This window comes from Williamsia sp. (assembly GCF_016462415.1).
Lineage (GTDB): Bacteria > Actinomycetota > Actinomycetes > Mycobacteriales > Mycobacteriaceae > Williamsia_A.
In genome coordinates this window covers 6,946-27,251 of record NZ_JAEMTF010000001.1, presented here as the reverse complement: position 1 = coordinate 27,251, position 20,306 = coordinate 6,946, and the positions used below count along the sequence as shown (strand labels likewise).

19 protein-coding genes and 1 riboswitch are annotated in these 20,306 nt (G+C 68.4%); of the genes, 9 read left to right on the top strand and 10 right to left on the bottom strand.

Annotated features, from left to right (window positions below):
• The coding region (locus JHC79_RS00130; RefSeq protein ID WP_296387845.1) for an SDR family NAD(P)-dependent oxidoreductase at positions 1 to 444 on the top strand (444 nt) is incomplete at its 5' end.
• Here the strand turns inward: JHC79_RS00130 and JHC79_RS00125 are convergent.
• A complete protein-coding gene (locus JHC79_RS00125) occupies positions 445 to 1,038 on the bottom strand; it encodes a DUF308 domain-containing protein (RefSeq protein ID WP_296387844.1) in 594 nt (197 codons plus the stop codon).
• A gap of 115 nt (positions 1,039 to 1,153) precedes the next feature.
• Here JHC79_RS00125 and JHC79_RS00120 point away from each other — a divergent pair, with 115 nt between their 5' ends.
• Complete coding sequence (locus tag JHC79_RS00120) at positions 1,154 to 1,801, top strand: TetR/AcrR family transcriptional regulator (protein WP_296387843.1); 648 nt, start codon at positions 1,154 to 1,156, stop codon at positions 1,799 to 1,801.
• On the opposite strand, the gene JHC79_RS00115 is transcribed toward JHC79_RS00120, so the two are convergent.
• From JHC79_RS00115 to JHC79_RS00105, 3 genes are read right to left on the bottom strand one after another with little or no spacing between them, the layout of a single operon-like run.
• Positions 1,762 to 2,922, bottom strand: coding sequence for an endonuclease/exonuclease/phosphatase family protein (locus JHC79_RS00115; protein ID WP_296387842.1), 1,161 nt, complete (start codon positions 2,920 to 2,922; stop codon positions 1,762 to 1,764). The two genes, JHC79_RS00120 and JHC79_RS00115, sit on opposite strands and share 40 nt — an antisense overlap.
• Positions 2,923 to 2,928: 6 nt before the next feature.
• A complete protein-coding gene (locus JHC79_RS00110; protein WP_296387841.1) occupies positions 2,929 to 3,231 on the bottom strand; it encodes a Dabb family protein in 303 nt (100 codons plus the stop codon).
• 25 nt (positions 3,232 to 3,256) lie between these two features.
• Positions 3,257 to 4,264: an alcohol dehydrogenase catalytic domain-containing protein gene (locus tag JHC79_RS00105; RefSeq protein ID WP_296387840.1), complete on the bottom strand. Its 1,008-nt coding sequence runs from the start codon at positions 4,262 to 4,264 to the stop codon at positions 3,257 to 3,259.
• Positions 4,265 to 4,315: 51 nt separating this feature from the next.
• Here JHC79_RS00105 and JHC79_RS00100 point away from each other — a divergent pair, with 51 nt between their 5' ends.
• On the top strand, positions 4,316 to 4,612 hold the full coding sequence (locus JHC79_RS00100; RefSeq protein ID WP_188493072.1) for a DUF503 domain-containing protein: 297 nt from the start codon (positions 4,316 to 4,318) through the stop codon (positions 4,610 to 4,612).
• A gap of 12 nt (positions 4,613 to 4,624) precedes the next feature.
• Here the strand turns inward: JHC79_RS00100 and JHC79_RS00095 are convergent, their stop codons facing one another.
• The 3 genes from JHC79_RS00095 to JHC79_RS00085 all read right to left on the bottom strand — a co-directional run bounded on the left by JHC79_RS00095 (position 4,625) and on the right by JHC79_RS00085 (position 10,357).
• Positions 4,625 to 8,149 (bottom strand): ABC transporter ATP-binding protein, encoded by a 3,525-nt coding sequence (locus JHC79_RS00095; RefSeq protein ID WP_296387839.1) that lies wholly within the window; start codon positions 8,147 to 8,149, stop codon positions 4,625 to 4,627.
• 66 nt (positions 8,150 to 8,215) lie between these two features.
• Positions 8,216 to 8,689, bottom strand: a complete 474-nt coding sequence (locus JHC79_RS00090; protein ID WP_296387838.1) for an OsmC family protein — start codon at positions 8,687 to 8,689, stop codon at positions 8,216 to 8,218.
• Between the two features lie 120 nt (positions 8,690 to 8,809).
• A complete protein-coding gene (locus tag JHC79_RS00085; protein ID WP_296387837.1) occupies positions 8,810 to 10,357 on the bottom strand; it encodes a carboxylesterase/lipase family protein in 1,548 nt (515 codons plus the stop codon).
• A 62-nt stretch (positions 10,358 to 10,419) separates the two neighbouring features.
• On the opposite strand from JHC79_RS00085, the gene JHC79_RS00080 reads away from it, so the two are divergent.
• Entirely contained in the window at positions 10,420 to 11,682 is a 1,263-nt protein-coding gene (locus JHC79_RS00080) for a GNAT family N-acetyltransferase (RefSeq protein WP_296387836.1), read from the top strand.
• A gap of 102 nt (positions 11,683 to 11,784) precedes the next feature.
• Complete coding sequence (locus tag JHC79_RS00075) at positions 11,785 to 12,783, top strand: hypothetical protein (RefSeq protein ID WP_296387835.1); 999 nt, start codon at positions 11,785 to 11,787, stop codon at positions 12,781 to 12,783.
• Between the two features lie 6 nt (positions 12,784 to 12,789).
• Here the strand turns inward: JHC79_RS00075 and JHC79_RS00070 are convergent, their stop codons facing one another.
• The 3 genes from JHC79_RS00070 to JHC79_RS00060 are packed head-to-tail and all read right to left on the bottom strand — an operon-like array spanning position 12,790 to position 15,637.
• A complete protein-coding gene (locus JHC79_RS00070) occupies positions 12,790 to 13,761 on the bottom strand; it encodes an aldo/keto reductase (protein ID WP_296387834.1) in 972 nt (323 codons plus the stop codon).
• 14 nt (positions 13,762 to 13,775) lie between these two features.
• On the bottom strand, positions 13,776 to 14,792 hold the full coding sequence (locus JHC79_RS00065; RefSeq protein ID WP_296387833.1) for an LLM class flavin-dependent oxidoreductase: 1,017 nt from the start codon (positions 14,790 to 14,792) through the stop codon (positions 13,776 to 13,778).
• A 29-nt stretch (positions 14,793 to 14,821) separates the two neighbouring features.
• Positions 14,822 to 15,637, bottom strand: a complete 816-nt coding sequence (locus tag JHC79_RS00060; protein ID WP_296387832.1) for a shikimate 5-dehydrogenase — start codon at positions 15,635 to 15,637, stop codon at positions 14,822 to 14,824.
• 164 nt (positions 15,638 to 15,801) lie between these two features.
• On the opposite strand from JHC79_RS00060, the gene JHC79_RS00055 reads away from it, so the two are divergent.
• The 4 genes from JHC79_RS00055 to JHC79_RS00040 form a co-directional block, all read left to right on the top strand.
• Complete coding sequence (locus JHC79_RS00055) at positions 15,802 to 17,193, top strand: AarF/UbiB family protein (RefSeq protein WP_296387831.1); 1,392 nt, start codon at positions 15,802 to 15,804, stop codon at positions 17,191 to 17,193.
• A 38-nt stretch (positions 17,194 to 17,231) separates the two neighbouring features.
• Positions 17,232 to 17,448: riboswitch (cobalamin riboswitch) on the top strand.
• 137 nt (positions 17,449 to 17,585) lie between these two features.
• Positions 17,586 to 18,593, top strand: coding sequence for an iron ABC transporter permease (locus JHC79_RS00050; protein WP_296387940.1), 1,008 nt, complete (start codon positions 17,586 to 17,588; stop codon positions 18,591 to 18,593).
• Positions 18,590 to 19,384, top strand: a complete 795-nt coding sequence (locus JHC79_RS00045) for an ABC transporter ATP-binding protein (RefSeq protein WP_296387830.1) — start codon at positions 18,590 to 18,592, stop codon at positions 19,382 to 19,384. Before JHC79_RS00050 ends, JHC79_RS00045 begins: the two co-directional genes overlap by 4 nt.
• The coding region (locus JHC79_RS00040; protein ID WP_296387829.1) for an ABC transporter substrate-binding protein at positions 19,381 to 20,306 on the top strand (926 nt) is incomplete at its 3' end. The genes JHC79_RS00045 and JHC79_RS00040, both read left to right, overlap by 4 nt.

Genomic DNA, 20,306 nt, shown 5'->3' with positions numbered 1-20,306 from the left:
AGTGGACACATCCTGCAGGTGTCGTCGATCGGCGGGATCAGCGCGTTCCCGCTGGTCGGTCTCTACCACGCGTCGAAGTGGGCGCTCGAAGGGTTCTCTCAGTCGCTGGCCCAGGAAGTGGCGGACTTCGGCATCCACGTCACGCTCATCGAACCGGGCGGGTTCAGCACCGACTGGAGCGGACCGTCGGCCAAGCACGCAACCGAACTCGACGCCTACGCCGACGCGCACAAGGCCGCCCAGGAGGGCCGCAAGAAGCGCAGCGGCACACCGGGCGACCCGACCGCATCGGCCCGCGCGCTGCTCAAGGTGATCGACGCCGAGAAGCCGCCGTTGCGAGTCTTCTTCGGTGAGGCGCCGCTCGGTATCGCGAAGGCGGACTACGAAAGCCGCATCGAGAACTGGGAGCAGTGGCAGGACGTGGCCCTCGAGGCCCAGGGCTGATCACCTGATCGCAGCCCCGGCGTCACGTGGCGTACGCCGACGGTGGACGGCGATGAGCAGGAAGACGGCACCGGCGACGGCGTAGCCGGCCAAACCGGTCAGAGCAGGCTCGGCGTGTCCGCCCATCTGGACAAACAACACACCGGCGACGGCCGAGATGCTTCCGCTGAGAATCATCGACCACTGCCCTCGGTGTCCGCTGCGACGTCGGGCAACGGCCGCGCTCAACTGGATCAGCCCGGTCAGCAGGGCCCAGATGCCGAACACCCGCAGCGCTGCGCCCGCGCTGTGACCCGCAGCGACACCGAGTGCCACCGCGGTCACCACACTGATCGCCGCGTTCAGGACCAGAAGAGATGATGTCCCTGATGCGCCTGATCGTGGTTCGCGTAGTTCCACCAGAGACGCGACCAGGTCGACGATCGGATAGGCGACCAACAGTGCGATCACGAGAGCCGGTACCGAGGCCGACGACCCACTCGTCGCGAGAGTCACAGCCAGGAGAACGGCCCAGAGAACGGATACCGCGGCACGGACGACGTAGGGCCGTAGCGTCGAATGCGGTGTCGAGGCGTGGAGTGCGGTCGTGATCATGGAGCTCCTTCGGTGACGGGGAGACAGACAGGTCTGTCTTCCTGTCACCACACCTCATCGGCCGTTCAAAGTCAAGACAGACCTGTCTGTCTAGTGCGACGGGTAGTGTCGAGGCATGTGCCCGACGACGACCCCGAAGGAATCGAAGCGATCCGAACCGCGGGAGCGACTGCTGTCGACCGCCGCGGGGATCTTCTATGCCGACGGCATCCGAACGGTGGGCATCGACCGGATCATCGCCGAGGCGGGCGTCACGAAGGCCACGTTCTACCGGCACTTCCCCAGCAAGGAAGACCTGGTCCTCGCCTATCTGCGCAAAGAGGACACCGCGATTCGGCATCACCTCGAGCCGCTGTCGACGAGTCTCGAACCGCTGGACGTCCTTCGGGCAGTCGGATCCGGAACCGCAGATGAGCTGTGCCGACCGGGCTTTCGTGGGTGCGCGTTCATCAACGCGGCCACCGAGTATCCCGACCCGGCCTCGCCGGTTCGCCTACTCGTCGACGAGCACCGCGCCTGGTTTCATCAATTCGTCGTCGATGCGTTGTCGCGTGCCGGTCATTACGACCCCGAGGGCGGCGCCGACCATTTCGCGCTCATGCGGGACGGCGCGATGATCCAGGGACATCTGTCTGATCCCACGGCCGCCGCTGCCGTGTTCTGCGACGGGATCGAGGGCGTCATCCGGGTGATGCAGGCCGGTGGACTTCACGGCCCGGAAGCTCACGGGCGCAACGTCAGGTCCACGACCACCGGCGAGTGATCACTCGCCGGTGGTTCGCCGTCGAGGGGCGGCAACTTCTGCGGCCGGATCGCGTCGAAGTGCGTGGACGCATAGATCCGGTCGCTGTTGGGCGGCGCACCGGCGGTCGCCTCCGACAGCCCGACGTCGGTGCACATCTCGTGCTCGCGGTCGAACTCGGCTGATCCGTCGCGCACGTTGAAGTCGGCTCCGACGATCGTCGGTCCGGCCCACGTCGGGACGGTCTCGAGGATCGGCGCCACCTGGCGGGCCGGCTCGTCGACACCGTCGTGTGGCGAGCTGAAATGCCCGGAGAGCACCCGGATGCGGTTTCCGGTCGGCGTGCAGATCAGGGCATCGGTGGCAGCACGTGGCTGGTACTCGGTACTGGAGGCGAACATGCGACCGCGGCGACCCAGCCACCCGGAGACGATGCCTGACCACATGGCCGCCGCCGATCGGAATCGTCGAGCGGTGCTGTCGCCGAACGCGTCCGGGATGCGCAGACCGCGGGCGTCACTGATCGTGATGCCACTGAACGTGAGGATGCCCGTGCCCTCGCGGCGGCCGTAGACCTTCTCCGCGGCGGGGGTCATGACCGCACCGGTGGGATGTAGGCGCTTGACCAGTTGTCCGAGCGTGTCGGTCATCGTGGAGCGCAGGGCGAAGTCATCAAGTTCCTGCAGAAGGACGATGTCGGCTTCGGCGGCGCGGATCGTCGCGGCGAGATGATCGAGGGTGCGCGGTGTGGCGAGGAACTTCCCGGGGCCGCCCATCCCACCGTGCACGTTGTACTCCAGCACCCGGAGTGTCTCGCCGCGCACCTCAGGCACCTCGACGTGGTCGGAGCGGTAGGGCCCCAGGCTGAGTCCGACCGCCTGCGACCGGACCATGCCCAGTGCGAATCCCGCTGCCGCACCGAGCAATGTCGCCGCCACCACGCCGGCGGAGGTGACCGTGCCGACGATCGCGCCGATCACCGCACCCGCCAGGATCAGCACCCCGCGGTCCCGGATCGTCGAACCGATCAGGTCGATCAGACCCGGTCGGTGGTCGTCGACATCGAGCCTCGGCAGCATCACCTCGCCGGCGAGTGGGAGTCTGCGGACGGTGTGGACGGTGACGTCGACGGTGAGGGTCATCGGTCCTCAGATCTCGAACTGCATGCGGGCGACCTGGTCGCACACATCGACGATCCGCTTGCGGTGCACGTTGTGCTCGGGATCGATGTCGTAGCCGCGGTAGGCGTCGACGTCCTCCCAGTCGTTGGTGATGGCGAAATCCCATCCGCCCTCACGGAGTCCGGCGTCGAGACCGGTGTGGTTGGCGACCTGCCCGGGTAACGTCAGGGCGGCGATCCCGGCCAGCCCCGCCTCGAGTTCGGCCCGGTCGTCGGCTCGTCCCTCGGGACCGCGGTCGCGAAGGCGACCCATCACCACATTGCGAATCATGTCGTCGATCATCCCGCAGTCGGTTTCAGGGGTGGACGACGGTGACCCCTCCGACGCCGGCGCCGGGATCACCGAGCGCCATCAACCGCGCCGGGGCGTCGTCGAGGCCGATGGCATCCCGCAGCAGCGCCTGCGGCCGCAAGGTCCCCGCGGCGATCTCGGCGAGCATCACCGGGTACGTGTGGGCAGCCATGCCGTGGCTGCCCAGCAGCTGCAGTTCGTGGGCGATGACGAGCCCCATCGGGACCGCCGGCGCGACGTCGTCGCCGAGCAACCCGACCTGCACGTGGCGTCCCCGGGGCCGCAGACACGCGATGGACGCGCGCATCGTCGCCGGGGCCCCGAACGCGTCGATGGACACGTCCATGTCGTGTAGATCGTTCGCCGAGGCCGCACTGCGCGTCGCGCCCAGTGACATCGCCAGGTCGCGACTCACCGGCGATGGATCGATCGCGATGACTGTCGCGCCGCGGGCCGCCGCGATCATCACCGCCGACAATCCAACGCCGCCGCATCCGTGGACGGCGACCGACTCCCCCGCCTGCACATCTGCCACCTGGGTCACCGCCCGGTAGGCGGTGGCGAAACGGCAGCCCAGGCCGGCGGCGGTGTCGAAGTCGACGTCGTCGGGCAGCGCGACCAGGTTCACGTCCGCGTGGTCGAGCGCGACGCGCTCGGCGAACGAGCCCTGGTGGGTGAACCCGGGTTGGGTCTGGCGTTCGCAGACCTGCTGGTCGCCGCGGCGGCACGGTCCGCAGTCGCCGCAGGCACACACGAACGGGACGGTGACGCGCGCGCCGATTGCCCACCCTCGGACGTCGGCCCCGACCTCGACGACGGTGCCCGCCAGTTCGTGGCCCGGCACGTTCGGCAGCGGGATGTCGGGATCGTGACCCTGCCAGCCGTGCCAGTCGCTGCGGCACAGACCGGTTGCGGCCACGGCCACGACGACGCCGTGCGCAGGGCAGGTGGGCTCGGGGATGTCGCGCACCGACATCGCCGCGCCGAATGTCTCGTACACCACGGCTCGCACGGGCCCATTGTGCTCTGTGCCCTCGACCGGCCTGCACGTAGCATTGCCGCGATGTGGATTGGGTGGATCGAGTTCGACTTCCTGTTGGGAGACGTGCACTCGCTGAAGGAGAAACGTTCTTTGGTGCGGCCGATCGTCTCGGAGATGAGCCGCAAGTTCTCCGTCTCGGCCGCCGAGGTCGATCACACCGACCTGCACCGGCGTGCCGGGATCGGGGCGTCGGTGGTCAGCGCCGACCGTGTGCACGTCACCGAGGTGATCGACCGCCTCGAACGGCACGGAGCCAGCCGACCGGAGGTGCACCTGGTGTCGGTGCGCCGACGGATCATCCGCGCGGACGAGGTCTGACCCAGGACGAGGTCAGCCCGCGAGGTGTCCCCACGCGTCCGACAGCCGGGTCCACGGTCCGGTCGCGACGACCGCACCGTCGACGAGGACGACGACCCGGTCGGCCTGCTCCAGCGCCGCACGCTTGGACGTCGACCCCAGCACCGTGATGCCGCGGGCACGTAGACCGGCCCACAGTTCGACCTCGGTCGTGGCGTCGAGCGCACTCGAGACGTCGTCGGCGAGAAGCAGTTCCGGCTCGATCGCCAACGCGCGGGCAAGGGCGAGTCGCTGCACCTGACCGCCGGACAGTCGGACACCGCGGTGGCCGACGATCGAGTCGATCCCGCCTGCCGCGGCGACATCGGACTCGAGGCGGGCATCGGTCACCGCGCGCTCGATCGGCCGGTCGTGGTCGAGGCGGACGTTGTCGGCGAACGTCCCGGACAGCACCCGGGGAACCTGCGCCACGTGCGCGACCTGACCGGGCCGCAGGAACGTCTGGGCGTCGGTGATGTCCAGGTCGTTCCACCGGATGGCGCCGGTGTGGCCCACCAGACCGCACAGGCTCGCCAGCAGGCTGGACTTCCCCGAACCCACCTGGCCGAGCAGCAACACGAGCTCACCCGCCTCGACCGTGAGGTCGACGCCGGAGACACCGCGTGTGCCGTCATCGTGCACGGCGGCCATGTCGCGCAGTTCGAGGCGCCGCAACGGGGTGCGCGGGGTCGGCACCGGGCGGGGCGCGGTTCCGGCCCACAGATCGACGCCCGGCGGGATGTCCATCAGGTCGGCACCACCGGCGAAGCGACTCGTCGCCTTCTGCCAGGCCCGGGTTCCCGGCGCCTCGGTGATGACCGCTCCGGCGACCCGACCGAAATAGTCGAAGCCACCGACCGCGCCCGACACCAGCAGCGCCGTCGCCAGATCCCACCCGTCGAGCAGGTAGACCACCCACGCGGCGACGACGCCGAGCTGGACCATGACCACCGGCACCCCGATCAGCACCGATTGCACACGGTGCTCGCGGACCGCGGCATCGACGCGACCGCCGTCGACGCCGCGCAGGTGCGCGTGGACGTCGTCGGTGGCAGCCGCGAGTTTCACGGTGCGAACGCTCTCCACCGATGACACCAACGACCGGCCGAAATGCGCGCGGGTGGCCGATGCCGCTGCGGCCGAACGCCCGGCGATAGGGCGCCCGACCAACGACGCGGCGGCCGCGGCGATCATCACGGCGAGCAGGATCCCGCCGGCCAGGACACTGCCACCGAGAACCGCGGCGGTCACGACGACGAACAGTCCGTTGGTGACATCGATCCAGCGGTCGGAGTAGCGCAGGAAGCGGTCGGAGTCGAGGACTCGCGACATCACCTCACCGGGCGGTGTCCGCGGCAACCCGTGTTGCCGGGTCTGCGCCTCGAGCACGGTCATCCGGATCCGCAGCGAGGCCGCGCTCCACCACGGCAGGAACCGTCGGATCGCCGCCGCGAGGGTGATCGGATTGGCCAGCAGCACGATCACCAGGGACACGGTCAGCGTCACCGGCGTCTCGCCGCGTTGCAGGTTCTGCACGACGTGACCCCAGACGTAACCGGTCAGCGCGCCGGTCGCCCCGAGGATGGCGTTGACGGCGAACAGCGCACATCCGAGAAGTCCCCACGTCGGGTGGACTCGGATGATGTGAGCGATCCCGCGGGTCAGGCTCGGTCCGTCACCGACATCGACGACCTCAGGCGGTGGGCCCTGACGGCGGACACCGCCGATGGCACCGACCTGGTCGGCTGATTCCTTGTGCAGCGCAGGCCGTTCGACCGCGTCGCTACCGGCGGCGTCGAGGAGCCGACGAAACGGTCCGGGGCGGGATTCGAGTTCGACGCGCGGGCCCTGGTCGATGATGTGGCCACGTTCGAGGACCGCCACATGGTCGGCGCGGGTCACGGTCGAGAGCCGGTGCGCGATCAGGATTCCGGTGCGGTCGGCGAGAAGCCGGTCGGCGGCACGGACCACACGCGCCTCGGTGAGCGGATCCATCCGCGCGGTGGCCTCGTCGAGAATCACCACGCGCACGTCACGGACCAGGAGCCGGGCGAACGCGACGAGCTGTTCCTCACCTGCCGACAGTGTGGTCCCGCCGGGGCCGAGGATCGTGTCGAGCCCGTCCGGCAGGCCGTCCACCCAGGCCGTGAGATCGAGTTCATCGACCGCGTCCTGCAGACGGCGATGGGGCAGCTGCGCGAACAGTGCGATGTTCTCGGCCAGGGTGCCCGCGAGGATCTCGGTTCGCTGGGTCACCACGCCGACCGATGCCCGCAGCTGGTGCAGATCGAGATCGAGGACGTCGACCCCGCCGACGAACAACGAACCGGGCTCGGGGTCGACCGCGCGGGAGACCAGCGACGCGAGCGTCGACTTCCCCGATCCGGTCCGTCCCACGAGGGCACACGTGCTGCCCGCCGACACCGTCAGGTCGATGCCGTCGAGTGCGAACACGCCCTCGGCGTAGGCGAAGCGCAGGTCGCGCAGCACGATGTCGACGGGCCCGTCGGGGATGGACTGCCCGCCAACGGGTTCGGGATCGGTGCCGACGAGCTGACGCAGCCGGATGATCGCACCCATCCCCGCCTGCAGTTCGGGAAGGTGACGGGCGAGTTGGTTGATCTGACCGATCAGACCGGAGCTGACGAGGAAGAGCGTGACCAGGCTCGCGACGTCGAGGTCGTTGTCCGCGACGAGCGCGACCCCCGCGACGACGACGCCGCCGAGCAGGGCGTGCAGCAGTCCGCCGCAGCGGATCGCGATGCGCGACTCCACGGCGATGACGGCCCGGAAACGGTCCTGGATGGTGCCGGATATCTCCGCGCACCGGCGCAGCAGGTACGCCTGACCGAGGCTGGTGCGCATGTCGTCCCGTGCGGCGATGCCCTCCTCCATCGCGGCCGCGTGATCGGTCCACGCGATCTCCTCGGCGACCTTGCGGTCACGGAGCTCACGCAGCAGCGGACGGATCACCAGGATCGCGACGGGGCCGAGGACGGGGAAGATGATCCACGCCGGCCACCACGTCACACCGGCGACGATCCACATCGGCAGGGTCGAGAAGACGGTGCGCATCGCGTCCCAGACCTGCAGACGCACAAGCGTCCCGACCTCGTGGGTGTCGTCGTCGACCCGGTCGAGCACCTCACCGACGGCCTGCTCCGACAACCGCTCCAGCGGCTGGTGCAGCGCGGCGGTGAGCAGGTCATCGCGGAGACGGCCCTCCGCACGATCGGCGATGGCCGCCCACACGGTGCGACCGGCGGTGTCGAGGAGCGCGTAGCCGACCAGACAGCCGGCCAGGAGCGCAATCGTCGCGCCGGCTGGGTTCGCCGCGACCCGACCGATGATCACCGTCCCGATCGACTGCAGGATCGCGGCGATCGCCAAGGCGACGAGTGCGACGCCGGCCGCCGGCCTGCGCAACCGCCGCCAGTCCACCGTCTGCGCAGGCACGACGACAGCGCCCACGCGGGGCGTGGGCGCTGTCGTGGACGGTCGCGAGGTCGTGGTGGTCATTGTTAGAAACGCTACGCACCACCACTGACATCGTCACCTGCTTTTCGCGGGTGCCGACCTGACGGGTCAGGCCAGTGCGTTGCGCTTCCAGTTGTTGTGGAACTCGAGTCCGCTGCGGATGAAGAGCTGGCTCACGGGGCAGCGACGCTCGACCTCGGACACGAACGTCGTGAACTGCTCCTCGGTCGCGTCGGTCTCGACGCTCGCGTCGACCAACACCTTCTCGAAGTTGGCGTTGCCCTCCTCGCCCTTGACCAGGACGAGGGTGTCCAGGTCGCCCTGGATCGTGAAGGTGAACTTGCCCAGCGTTATGCCCAGGTCCTTCGCGACCAGCGCGGCGGTCACCTGGTTGCACGACGTGAGCGCACCGAGCGCATAGAACAGCGGGCTCGGCGCCTCGTCCTTGCCGCCGAACGCGGGGTAGGCGTCGGTGGTGAACTCGTGCTTGTTGTCCCCCTGCGAGACGAGCGTCTGGGCGACGCCGGTGCCCTCGGCCTCGATCACGAACGGGACGACGCTTGCACGGATGGTCGATGTCACAACGGACTCCTCATGTCGATTAGGGATACGTAATCAGTGTTCCGGGTGCATGACAGCGGCGCACCGTTGTGTTCACCCCGATCCGAACCGTGCATGTGGGAATACCGGTCGCCCGATGGGTCAGGGAAAGCTGAGGACGTCGTCGCCCCAGGCCAGCCGCAGGTCGTGGTCGAGGTCGCGTACCGCCCGGTCGTTGCGGTCGATGACGAGGCTCGCGCGGTCACCGGAGTCGTAGGGTCGCCAGATCGGGGCGTTCGGGACCCCGTTGGGGTCCCCGCTCACCGCGAAGTTCAGCCACCGACGCTGCATCCGCGCCGAGACGGCCTTGCCTTCCGTCAGGCCGCCGAGTTTGAAGGTGATGTCCTTGCGTCCGCTGACCAGGTTGCCGAACACGTACGGCAATTCCGTCGCATGGGTGGCCCCGACCCGCAGGAGCCGGAACAGCGGCGTCGCCCAGTCGAATCGGTAGAGGAACACCGGCGCGATCGCGCTGTGTCCCTCGGCCAGCCAGACGGTCGGCATGCGGAAGCCGATGTCCCGGGCCACCGCCATCCCCTTGCCTTTTCGTCGGACACCGGCGTATGCGGCGAGGATGTCCGCCTCGTGCGGGATGGCGAGTTCGGGCCGCTCCACCGCGATCTGCGCGAACATCGCGCGGATCGCGTCGGGCGTGATGGGGATCAGCGGCGACTTCATCAGCTTGAACAGCGCCGCCTCGTCCTTGTTGGTCCCGATCAGCAGCGGCACCGGATGCGCGTTCCCGGCACGGAACACCTCCAGGGGGTAGTCGGGCACCAGGTCGCGATCGACCACCGGCGCGAACGCGAGCGTCCCCGGCGCGCTCGTCGGGATGTCGTCGAACAGTCGGAAGGTCGCCTTGGCGACGGCGTCGGTGGGCACGTCGCGCAGGTGGCCGATGTCGGCGGGTGCGATGCCGATGTCGTCGAGGAACATCTCCGCGATGCGCCGCGCGCGTGCCCCGTCGTAGACCGAGGTCGCGGGCGAGCTCTGCGCGATCGCGCGGTGGAACAACCCCGCCGCCGAGGGGACGGTCATCAGGGTGGTGACCATGCCGCCACCGGCGGACTCCCCGAACACCGTGACCTGCTCCGGGTCGCCGCCGAACGCGGCGATGTTGTAGCGCACCCACTGCAGGGCCAGGATCACGTCGCGCAGCGCGAGATTCGAGTCGAACGGGTGCTCGTCGGTGCCGAAAGCGGACAGGTCGAGGAACCCGAATGCGCCCAGCCGGTAGTTGACGGTGACGATCACGACGTCTCCGCGCTCGACCATCGCTGCGGCGTCGTAGAGCGGTTGGGTCGTCGATCCCAGGATGTAGGCGCCTCCGTGGATCCAGACCATGACGGGCTTGGGGTCGTCGGCGCCTGTCGACGACGCGACGGAGACGTTGAGGGTCAGGCAGTCCTCGTCCTTGGTGACGTCCGGGCCGAGGTCGATGACGGGGATGTCGGGCTGCGGGGCGACGGGGCCGAATCGGGTGGCGTCGGCGACGTCGGTCCACGACTCCGGAGGGACCGGGGCGCGCCAGCGCAGTTCGCCGATCGGTGGCGCCGCGTAGCGGATCCCCTTCCACACTCGGGTCCGTCCGTCGTCGGTTCCGCGTACCGGCCCGTTGCTGGTCTCGACCACAGTTCGATCCGACGTCATCGGTCCATACTGCCTCCTAAACCGGTGGCGTCCGACGTTGACGACGCCTTAACGTCGGCACGATGACGACCGAACTCCGAACACATCAGGCCCGGTCACGCACGATGACCGACGAGGAACAGACGGTCGCGTGGATCCGAGCGGTGGTACTCGGCTTCAACGAACCGGAGTACAGCGACGAGGGCATCGCACGGTGGCTCGCCGCATTCGTCGACCAGGACGCTCGGATGCGTGGTGTCCACGACCTGCGGACCGGTGGTCTGCGCGACGACCGGGTGCCGGTGGCGACGCTGGGGAGCTGGGACACGACCGTCAACGTCGGCGGAACCCTGCTGCCCACCAACGCGATCAGCGACGTCACCACCCGCACCTCGCACCGCAGGCGGGGACTGCTCCGTCAGATGATGACCGCCGACCTGACCGAGGCAGCGCAGCGCGGCGTCCCGGTGGCGGCGCTGACGGTCAGCGAGTCGGGCATCTACCGTCGGTTCGGATTCGGCCCGGCGGTGCAGGCCAACCAGATCCGCGTGCGCACCGACTCGTCGTTCCGGGTCACGACACCGCCGACCGGGCGCATCGAGATGGTCGATCGTGACGTCTATCTCGATCGCGTACGCGCACTGTTCGACGACTACCACCGCCGCACACGCGGGTCGGTCGATCGAGGCCCCGCCGCGGACGACGTGCTCGCCGGGATGGACCAGTCGACCGGGAAGCCGCAGCCGGGCTTTCGGTACGCCCTGCATGTCGACGACGACGACCGGTGTGATGGCGCGGTCGCCTACAAGCTCGTCGAGGAGGACAGCAGCGCCGAGGTCCGCGACTTCGTCGCACCGAACCCTGCTGTGGGCGTGGCGCTGTGGGACTTCCTCGGTCACTCCGACCTCATCCGGACCATCACGCAGCGCCGCGCGCGGGTGGATGACCCGCTCCGCTACGCGCTCGCCGAACCGGATGTCTACACCGTCGAGAACCGTCGCGACTTCCTGTGGCTGCGGGTACTCGATGTCGCCGCGGTTCTGGCTGCGCGCGCATACCTGACCGACGGCGAACTCACGCTGGGCGTGCACGACGAGCAGGGTTTCGCCGCGGGCACCTTCCGACTCGTGGTGAGCAACGGCAGGGCTGAGGTCGAGCGGATCGGCGATCACGTCGACGACGACGCCGATGTCGCACTCGATGTCGCTGCGTTGGGATCGGTCCTGCTCGGCGGAATCGGCGTGCGGACCATCGCGGCGGCCGGGCACATCCGCGGAGATCGCGTCGGGGACTTCGCCCGACTGATGGTGTGCGACGGTGCCCCGGCGTCGATCACGCCGTTCTGATCACGGTCGCTCGAGTTTCGGGTTCACCAGCCTGGACGTACGGTTGGCGAAAGAAAATCGTGCGGTCGGGACGGGAGCGTGGTTGCGGTGGTGGCCAGGGTGATGGCAGTGGTGTTCGCGGTGGCGCTGATCTCGACCGGTCTCGCGACGACGGCTGTGGCCGTTCCGGGTCCTCGGGCCGGCGGTGCACTCAACGCCGACCTCAGCCGACCCGGCCCCTACTCGGTGTCGGCGACCACACAGGTGTCGCGATGCGTGGGGCCGGAGGCGGACGCGCAGAACGCCGATGCGCGCCGACAGGGCGCGTTCACGCCGCTGCAGTGCACGTCGGCGGCGCCGATCGGACGCGGTCCCGACACCGGTGTCGACTTCTACTACCCGACGACCGCGGCAGGAAAGCGCCCTCTGGTGGTGTTCGTCCCCGGCAGTCGCGCGAATCCCGGGTACTTCGCTCCCCTCGCTCGGCAGTGGGCCAGTTACGGATTCGTCGTCGCGATCTCCTACCAGGCAACCGAGATCGCTCCGGAGAGCGGATTCCTGGGCCTGCGGCGAGCAGTCGCCGAGAACGGCGATCGCAGGTCACCGCTGTTCGGCCGGATCGACCTGAGGAAGACGGTGCTCGCCGGGCATTCGTCGGGTGCGACGAAGGCAATCGAGGTGGCCGGTATCGCGAACGCGTCGAGCGGTGTTCCGGTGCCGCCGGCGTTCACCGTCCCGTCGGCGGTTCGGCTCGTCGGCGTGCTCGCGTTGGCGCCCGACGTCTACACCGTGCCCACCCCGGTGCGAGCGCCGACACTGGTCGCCACCGGGACGGCCGACCGGGCGTCGAACGCCGCCCGGATCGAGCCGCTGGTCTACGGCCCGATCACCGGGGCGCCGGCCTGGTTCGTCGTCGCCCGTGGCGCGCCGCACCTTGACGTGGTCAACCCGCTCACCACGTATCCATTGACCGGTGTCGCGGTGCAGTTCCTGCGGTTCGTCACTGGGGATCCAACCGCGTGCCGCAGCTTCGTCGGCCCGTCGTGGACCCTGCCCGGCGACGGCGCGTTCGCACGGGTCGTCCGCAACGCGCCGGCCCGTGCGAGTGCCTGCCCCGCCTGATCGCGACTACGCGAAGCCGACGATCGGCCGTGGCCGGTAGTGCTTCTCGAGCGTTGCCACCTCGTCGTCGGTGAGCCTCACCGTGGTGGCGGCAACCGCGTCGTCGATGTGACCGACCTTGCTCGCGCCGATGATCGGTGCGGTGACGATCGGCTTGTTCAGCACCCACGACAGCGCGATCTGCGCCCTGGGAACCCCGTGTGACTCGGCGATCTCGGTGACGGCTTCGACGGTGCGGCGATCATCCTCGTCGTACAGGGTGGCGCCGAACTTGTCGGTGTCGCTGCGCTTCGTGGTCGTGTCCCAGTCGCGGGTCAGACGACCGCGGGCGAGCGGACTCCACGGGATGACCCCGACGCCCTGGTCGGCGCACAGCGGATGCATCTCGCGTTCTTCCTCGCGGTAGAGCAGGTTGTAGTGGTCCTGCATCGAGACGAACTTCGTCCAACCGTTGGTCTCGGCGATGTACTGCGCCTTGGAGAACTGCCACGCGTACATCGACGACGCACCGATGTAGCGGACCTTGCCTGCCTTGACGACGTCGTGCAGCGCCTCCATCGTCTCCGCGATCGGCGTCGTGTAGTCCCAGCGGTGGGTTTGGTAGAGGTCGATGTAGTCGGTGCCGAGGCGTCGGAGGCTGGCGTCGACCTGGGTCATGATCGCCTTGCGCGACAGCCCCACCTCATACGGTGACGGGCGACCGTTGTGGAACACCTTGGTGGCGATGACGACGTCGTCGCGGTTGACGAAGCTTGTCAGAGCACGACCGACGATCTCCTCGCTCGACCCGGCTGAGTACGAGTTCGCGGTGTCGAAGAAGTTGATGCCCGCGTCGATCGCGTGCTTGATGATCGGTCGGGAGTCCTCCTCGGTCAGCGTCCACTCGTGTGTTCCACGATCGGGCTCGCCGAAGGTCATGCAGCCCAGGCAGATCTGCGACACACGCAGTCCGCTCGAACCCAGGTTCACGTAGTCCATGGTCTCGATTCCTTTCAGGGGGTCCAGCCGATGGCGGGCCCGAGGTGGGTCGCCATGTCGGAGATGATCTGGATGTAGTCGGCCGGTTCGAACGAGAACGGCAGTGCGAAGGCGACTTCCGAGGCGCGCTGGAAGCCCGCGTGAGCGGAGAGCTTCTCGGCGAGTTCGTCCGACGGTCCGACGAGATCGGGTGCGAAGAGCATCTTGCGGGGACCCTGTGGGGTGAGTGTCCGCTCGAAACGCGACTCCGCGTACTCCTGGTAGCGCCGGATCTGGTCGGGTGTCGCGGTGTCCGTGGGGATGACGACCAATCCTTGTGAGACTCGGGCACGGGCGGGGTCCGGATGGTTCGCGAGGTAGGCGTCGATCTGTTCACCCTGGATGGTCGCGAAGTCGGTGGAGTCGCTTCCCTCGCTGGTGACCACCGACGACGTCAGATAGTTCAGCTGCTGCTGCCCGGCCCAGATCGCCGAGCTCAGACCTCCGCCGTACCAGACCCGGTCGACCAGGCCGGGCGAGTGCGGCTGCACCCGACGCGAGAAGTTCTCGATGCCGACCGTTCCCTCGAACGGACTGACCGGATCGCCCCGCAGGCAGTGCAGCAACCGCAAGACGCGTTCCTTCGAGAAGTCCTCCACGTCGTGGGTGTCGGGGTAGAGCGCCGCCTTGTAGTCGTCGTAGCGCATCGGGGTGCCCACCGATACACCCGGATTGACGCGGCCGTCGGACAGCAGGTCCACCGTCGCCAGATCCTCCGCGAGTCGAAAGGGGTTCTCCAGACCCAGCGGGATCACTGCGGTGCCGAGCTCGATCCGACTGGTCTTCATCGCCGCGGCGGCCATCACCGCCACCGGGGACGAGATCCCGAACTGCAGGTGTCGGTCGCGCAGCCACACACTGTCGAACCCGAGGTCCTCGGCCCGTTGGATCACCTCGATCGTCTCGAGATGCCCCTCGCGCGGCGACGCCTCGTTGAACCGTCCGATGGTCAGGAAGCCCAGCTTGGTCAGTGGCTCGCCCCTACGCGGCATGGCTGCTCCTCTCGATGATGGTCACCCGATCACTCCGCACGGGAGAACTCCGACGCACGTGCGATCTGGTCCGGGGTGACCGACGCCCCGGTGTAGCGCTCGAACTGCCGAGCGGCCTGCAACGCGATCACATCGGCGCCGGTGATCACCGGCTTCCGCGCGGAGCGCGCCTCCCGGATGAGAGGAGTCTCGGCCGGGAACGCGACGACGTCGAACACGACGTCGGCGGCGTGGACGTGATCTGTGGAGAACGCCAGTTCGTCGGAGTCGGCGCCGCTCATGCCCAACGGCGTGACGTTGACGATGACCCCGGGCCCGGGATCCGGATCGTCCGAGGCCCACCGGTACCCGTACCTGCCTGCCAGGGCCGAACCGGCGGCCTCGTTGCGGGCCAGCACCGTGAGGTCGTCGAAGCCGGCATGCCGAAAGGCCGCGACGACAGCTTTGGCCATCCCGCCCGATCCGCGGACCAGGACGGGCAGCGAGGTGTCCAATTCGTGGTCGTCGATCAGGGTCGCGACCGCCTCGAAGTCGGTGTTCGACGCCGTCAGCCGCCCGCCGTCGTTGACGATGGTGTTGACCGACTCGATCGCCGCCGCCGACGGCTCGATGTCGTCGACGAGAGCGATCACCGCCTCCTTGAACGGCATCGACACCGAGCACCCGCGGAACCCCAGGGCCCGCACCCCGCGGATCGCACCCTCGATGTCGTCGGTGGCGAACGCCTTGTAGACGAAATCCAGGCCGAGTTCCTCATAGAGGAAGTTGTGGAATCGGGTCCCGATGTTCGACGGTCTGCCCGACAGCGAGATGCACACGGTCGTGTCCTTGTTCAGAATCGGCATGCTGTCCATCTTTCCTGTGTCGGATCCTTCACGCGTCGGCGAGTAGCTCGAATCGATCACAAAAGCCGTCGACCTGTTTGACGGATGCTGCGCGGGACGGAAGCATCGGTCGATGCGTCCGTACGTTCGGACGACTCCATCTGTCCCCGACGCGACCCGAGAAGATGACCTCACCGTTGCCCGAACCCGTTCCGACCAGCGCCGATGTCGACACCAGCGCGATCGAGGTGGCGCACGGCACCCTCGCCGAGCCCGCTCGGCTACCGCATGTCTCGCCGGTGGCCGAGGTCCGACGCGTGGGTGCGACCGCTTTCCAGATCGCACGGGGGGTCACCGAGTTCGCGGTCGGCTATCGACCGTCGCAGGCCGCGGCGCCACGCGCGGCTCGCGAGGTCCGCGATGTGTTCGAGCGGCTCGGTCCGACGTACGTGAAGCTCGGGCAGCTCATCGCGTCGAGCCCCGGCGTGTTCACCCCGCTCCTCTCCCGTGAGTTCGAGACCCTCCTCGACCGAGTCGCACCCGCCTCTCCAGAGGTGATCGACGCCGTTCTCACCGACGCACTCGGCGCCTCACCGTCGACTGTGTTCGCCGACTTCGACCCGGCGCCGATCGCATCCGCCTCCATCGCCCAGGTGCACACCGCGACGCTGCACACCGGCGAGCGGGTCGTGGTCAAGGTGCAGCGTCCGGGGATCACGACACGACTGGCCGCGGATGTCGCGATTCTCGAGCGGGTCGCCCAGCTCGTCGAGCTCTCCCCCTACGGCCGCATGCTCAGCGCATCGGACGTCGTCGACGACTTCGCCACCGGTCTGGCCGCGGAGGTCGATTTCCGCAACGAGGCGCAGGCCATGGACGACTTCGTCGCCGGCCTGGCGGGCACACCTCTGGCCGACCGGGTCCGCGTGCCGAAGGTCCATCACGAGTTCACCACCCGCGAGGTGCTCACGATGGAGTACGTCGACGCACTGCGCATCGACGACGCCCGCGCGATCCGCGCGGCCGGACATGACGGCACCGACATCGTCCGCACGCTGCTGCTGTCGTTCCTGGAGTCCGCATTCCACGGCGGCACCTTCCACGGCGACCTCCATGCGGGCAACGTCCTCGTCGACGAGAAGGGCCGGCTGGTCCTCATCGACTTCGGCATCGTGGGTCGGTTCGATCCCCGCACCCGACGCATCATGCGTCGCCTCGTCGGCGATCTGTTCCTGCGCAACGACTACGAGGCCGCCGGCCGTGCGCTGTTCACCCTTGGTGCAGTGCGCAAGCCCGGTGGCACCCGTGAGGGCGCCAAGGACATGCGTCGCTTCACCGCTCCCCTGGCGGGCAAGGACCTCGGCGGCATGTCGTACACCGCGCTCGGCAGCCAGTTGGCCGCGCTCGCGAAGGCGTACGACCTCAAACTCCCCCGAGAGCTCGTGCTCGTCGGCAAGCAGCTGCTCTACGTCGAGAAGTACATGAAACTGCTTGCCCCGCAATGGCGCGCGCTCACCGACAAGGAGCTGTTCATGTTCATGAAGAACATGCTCAACGAGGACACCCCCACGCGCTGACGCGATCCGCGACGCCGGGCGCGCACGGTTCGTGAGGTAGGTTCACTCCCGACGTCGGTGCGCTCTGGTCGGAAGTTCGATCAGGGCGCCGTGAGAGGGAATCCGGTGAGAGTCCGGAACTGCCCCGCAGCGGTGATCGGGAACGACGCGACAACACGCACTGGCCGTGGGCCGGGAAGCAGTCGCTGGTAGGTGGCATCGAGACAGATGCCGTGCCCGAGAGTCCGAAGACCTGCCGCCGTTGGTCGTGTCGACCGATACGACCGCTCATCGACCTCGTGGGACATGGTCGGTGCGGCGCGTGAGTGACTCATGGCTGCCTGCACCCCTTTTCCGCGTTCGACGGAAGGGCCACCGCGGTGCAGACGCAGCAACGCCGCCTCGCCCTGTTCATGGTGCTCGCACTGATCGCCCTGGTCGGCGCATCCGTTCTCGGCCTGGTCGTCGGCAGTGTCCACATCGCCCCGTCGGCCACCCTGCGTTACCTGTGGGCCGAGCTGACCGGCGGCACGATCACCGGCGCCGATGCACCGGATTACCGGATCGTGGTCGATTCCCGACTCCCCCGGGTGTTGACGTCGGTCTTCGTCGGAGCCGGACTCAGCACGGTCGGCGTGATCGTGCAGGCCGTCGTGCGGAACGCGCTGGCCGACCCCTACATCCTCGGGATCTCGTCGGGTGCCTCGGTCGGTGCCACCGCGGTGGTCCTGTTCGGCGCTCTCGGCGGGTTGGGGCTCTACGCGCTGCCCTCGGCGGCGTTCCTCGGCGCACTGCTCGCCACCGTCATCGTGTTCATGCTGGCCCGTACCTCGTCGGGACTCGAACCGCTACGCCTCGTCCTGATGGGCACCGCACTGGGATACGGCTTCTCGGCCATCACGACAGTCCTGGTGTTCCTGGCTCCGGCCGGTGACGCGGCCCGCAGCGTGATGTTCTGGCTGCTCGGCAGCCTGGCCGCGGCAAGTTGGCATTCGGTCTGGTTGGTCGGCGTCGTCTCCGTCGTGGGCGTGGTGCTGGCGGTCGCCGTGGCGCGCCACCTCGATGCGCTGTCGATGGGAGACGACGTGTCGGCGAGCCTCGGCATCGACGCCGGACGGTTCCGTCTCGGACTGTTCGTGGCGTCGGCGATCATCGTCGGCGTCATCGTGTCGGTCTGCGGGGCAATCGGATTCGTCGGACTGATCATGCCGCACGTCACCCGGTTGCTGGTCGGCGCCGATCACCGGCGGGTTCTGGTGCTGTGCCCACTGCTCGGGGCATTGTTCGTCGTGGTCGCCGACATCATCTCGCGCACCCTGGTCCCGCCCTACGAGCTCCCCATCGGCGCGATCACGGCCGCGGTCGGTGTACCGACGTTCATCCTGCTGATGCGCAGGCGCACGCGGACGGTGACGCCGTGAGTGGTTCCGACACCCCGCCTGCCATCGAGTACTCCGACGTGTCCGTCCGCCTGGGTGGCACCGAGATCGTGCACGACCTGACGATGTCGGTGGAGACCGGGCGCTTCTTCGGGATCATCGGACCGAACGGAAGCGGCAAGTCGACGGTGCTGCGGTGCCTGTATCGCGCGGTGACGCCGTCGCACGGAGACGTGACGGTCAACGGTCGGCGCGTGGGCGCGAGCTCGTTGCGGGAGAACGCACGTCAGGTCGCCGCGCTGACGCAGTCGTCGACGATGTTCCTCGACTTCACCGTCGCCGAGGTCATCCGGACCGGACGGCTCCCGCACGTCCGCATGCTGCAGTCGATGTCGGCTGAGGACGAGAGGATCTGCGCCCGCGCGGCAGAGGATGCGGGCGCCACTGACCTGCGAAACCGGCTGTTCAGCGAACTGTCCGGCGGTGAGGCGCAGCGTGTCCTCGTGGCCAGGGCGTTCGCGCAGCAGACGCCGATCCTGGTGCTCGACGAACCGACCAACCACCTCGACGTGAAGCACCAGTACGCCGTCATGCGCGCGGCGCGCCACCGCGGCGTCACCGTCATCGCGGCCCTGCACGACCTGAACGTGGCCGCCCAGTTCTGCACCGATCTCGCCATCGTGTTCGACGGCCGAATCGTTCTGCGCGGCACGCCGACCGAGGTGCTGACCGTCGCCGCCATCGGGAAGTGGTTCGGGATCGGCTGTCACGTCGTCCCCCATCCGCGAACGTCCGTCCCCCAGATCATCTTCGACGAAGGGCTGTACCCATGAAGACATCGATCCTCGGCGCCGCGGTGTGCGCCGTGGCGGCAGCACTCGTGATCAGCGGCTGCGGAGCCGAGGTCGAGAACGCCTCGCCGTCCTCTCGCGCGGACGCGACGGTCGAGGTGTCGAATTGCGCGGCGCCGCTGTCGGTGCCGTCGAATCCGAGCCGTGCCCTGACCAACGACACCGGCATCACCGAGATGATGTTCGCGCTCGGCCTGCAGGATCGGATGGTCGGCTACACGACGTACGAGGGCAAGGAACGCGATCTCGCGACATCACCGTGGCGGCAGCAGTTCGACACCACCCGATCACTGGGCACCGCGTTCACCCGCGAGGTGATCCAGAACGCCGATCCCGATTTCGTGTTCGCCGGGTGGAACTACGGGTTCAAGGAGTCCACCGGCGTGACGCCCGACTGGATCCGCACCATCGGCGCGACGCCGTATCAGCTGACCGAGGCATGCCGACAGCCCGGCACCACCAAGCGCGGCATCAAACGGCCACTCGACGCGCTCTACGACGACATCGACAACCTGGGAACCATCTTCGGCGTCCCGGACCGCGCCGCCTCGCTTGTCCGGGGCTACCGCGACGAGGTGGCCGCGGCGTCGGCGAAGGCACCGGCTGCGGACCGTCGTGCTCGTGTCCTGCTCTTCGACAGCGCTGATCCCGCCCCCTTCACCTCCGGTCGCAACGCCGCACCGGATCAGATCATCGCCGAGGCGGGCGGCACCAACGTGTTCGACGATCTCAACGATTCGTGGACGTCGGTCTCCTGGGAGGCGGCCGCCCAGAACGACCCGCAAGTGATCGTCGTCGTCGACTACGGTGCCGGCCCGGGCAACACCGTGCAGGCGAAGATCGACCAGGTACGAGCCCAGCCGCTGATGGCCGGCACCACCGCGGTCCGCGAGGGCAACTTCAT

What these genes read in the sequence shown, in the direction of transcription:
- JHC79_RS00125 (WP_296387844.1), bottom strand. Translation starts at nt 1,038, where the DNA reads ATGATCACGACCGCACTCCACGCCTCGACACCGCATTCGACGCTACGG.
- JHC79_RS00120 (WP_296387843.1), top strand. Translation starts at nt 1,154, where the DNA reads ATGTGCCCGACGACGACCCCGAAGGAATCGAAGCGATCCGAACCGCGG.
- JHC79_RS00115 (WP_296387842.1), bottom strand. Translation starts at nt 2,922, where the DNA reads ATGACCCTCACCGTCGACGTCACCGTCCACACCGTCCGCAGACTCCCA.
- JHC79_RS00110 (WP_296387841.1), bottom strand. Translation starts at nt 3,231, where the DNA reads ATGATTCGCAATGTGGTGATGGGTCGCCTTCGCGACCGCGGTCCCGAG.
- JHC79_RS00100 (WP_188493072.1), top strand. Translation starts at nt 4,316, where the DNA reads ATGTGGATTGGGTGGATCGAGTTCGACTTCCTGTTGGGAGACGTGCAC.
- JHC79_RS00095 (WP_296387839.1), bottom strand. Translation starts at nt 8,149, where the DNA reads ATGACCACCACGACCTCGCGACCGTCCACGACAGCGCCCACGCCCCGC.
- JHC79_RS00085 (WP_296387837.1), bottom strand. Translation starts at nt 10,357, where the DNA reads ATGACGTCGGATCGAACTGTGGTCGAGACCAGCAACGGGCCGGTACGC.
- JHC79_RS00080 (WP_296387836.1), top strand. Translation starts at nt 10,420, where the DNA reads ATGACGACCGAACTCCGAACACATCAGGCCCGGTCACGCACGATGACC.
- JHC79_RS00075 (WP_296387835.1), top strand. Translation starts at nt 11,785, where the DNA reads ATGGCAGTGGTGTTCGCGGTGGCGCTGATCTCGACCGGTCTCGCGACG.
- JHC79_RS00070 (WP_296387834.1), bottom strand. Translation starts at nt 13,761, where the DNA reads ATGGACTACGTGAACCTGGGTTCGAGCGGACTGCGTGTGTCGCAGATC.
- JHC79_RS00065 (WP_296387833.1), bottom strand. Translation starts at nt 14,792, where the DNA reads ATGCCGCGTAGGGGCGAGCCACTGACCAAGCTGGGCTTCCTGACCATC.
- JHC79_RS00060 (WP_296387832.1), bottom strand. Translation starts at nt 15,637, where the DNA reads ATGCCGATTCTGAACAAGGACACGACCGTGTGCATCTCGCTGTCGGGC.
- JHC79_RS00055 (WP_296387831.1), top strand. Translation starts at nt 15,802, where the DNA reads ATGACCTCACCGTTGCCCGAACCCGTTCCGACCAGCGCCGATGTCGAC.
- JHC79_RS00050 (WP_296387940.1), top strand. Translation starts at nt 17,586, where the DNA reads ATGGTGCTCGCACTGATCGCCCTGGTCGGCGCATCCGTTCTCGGCCTG.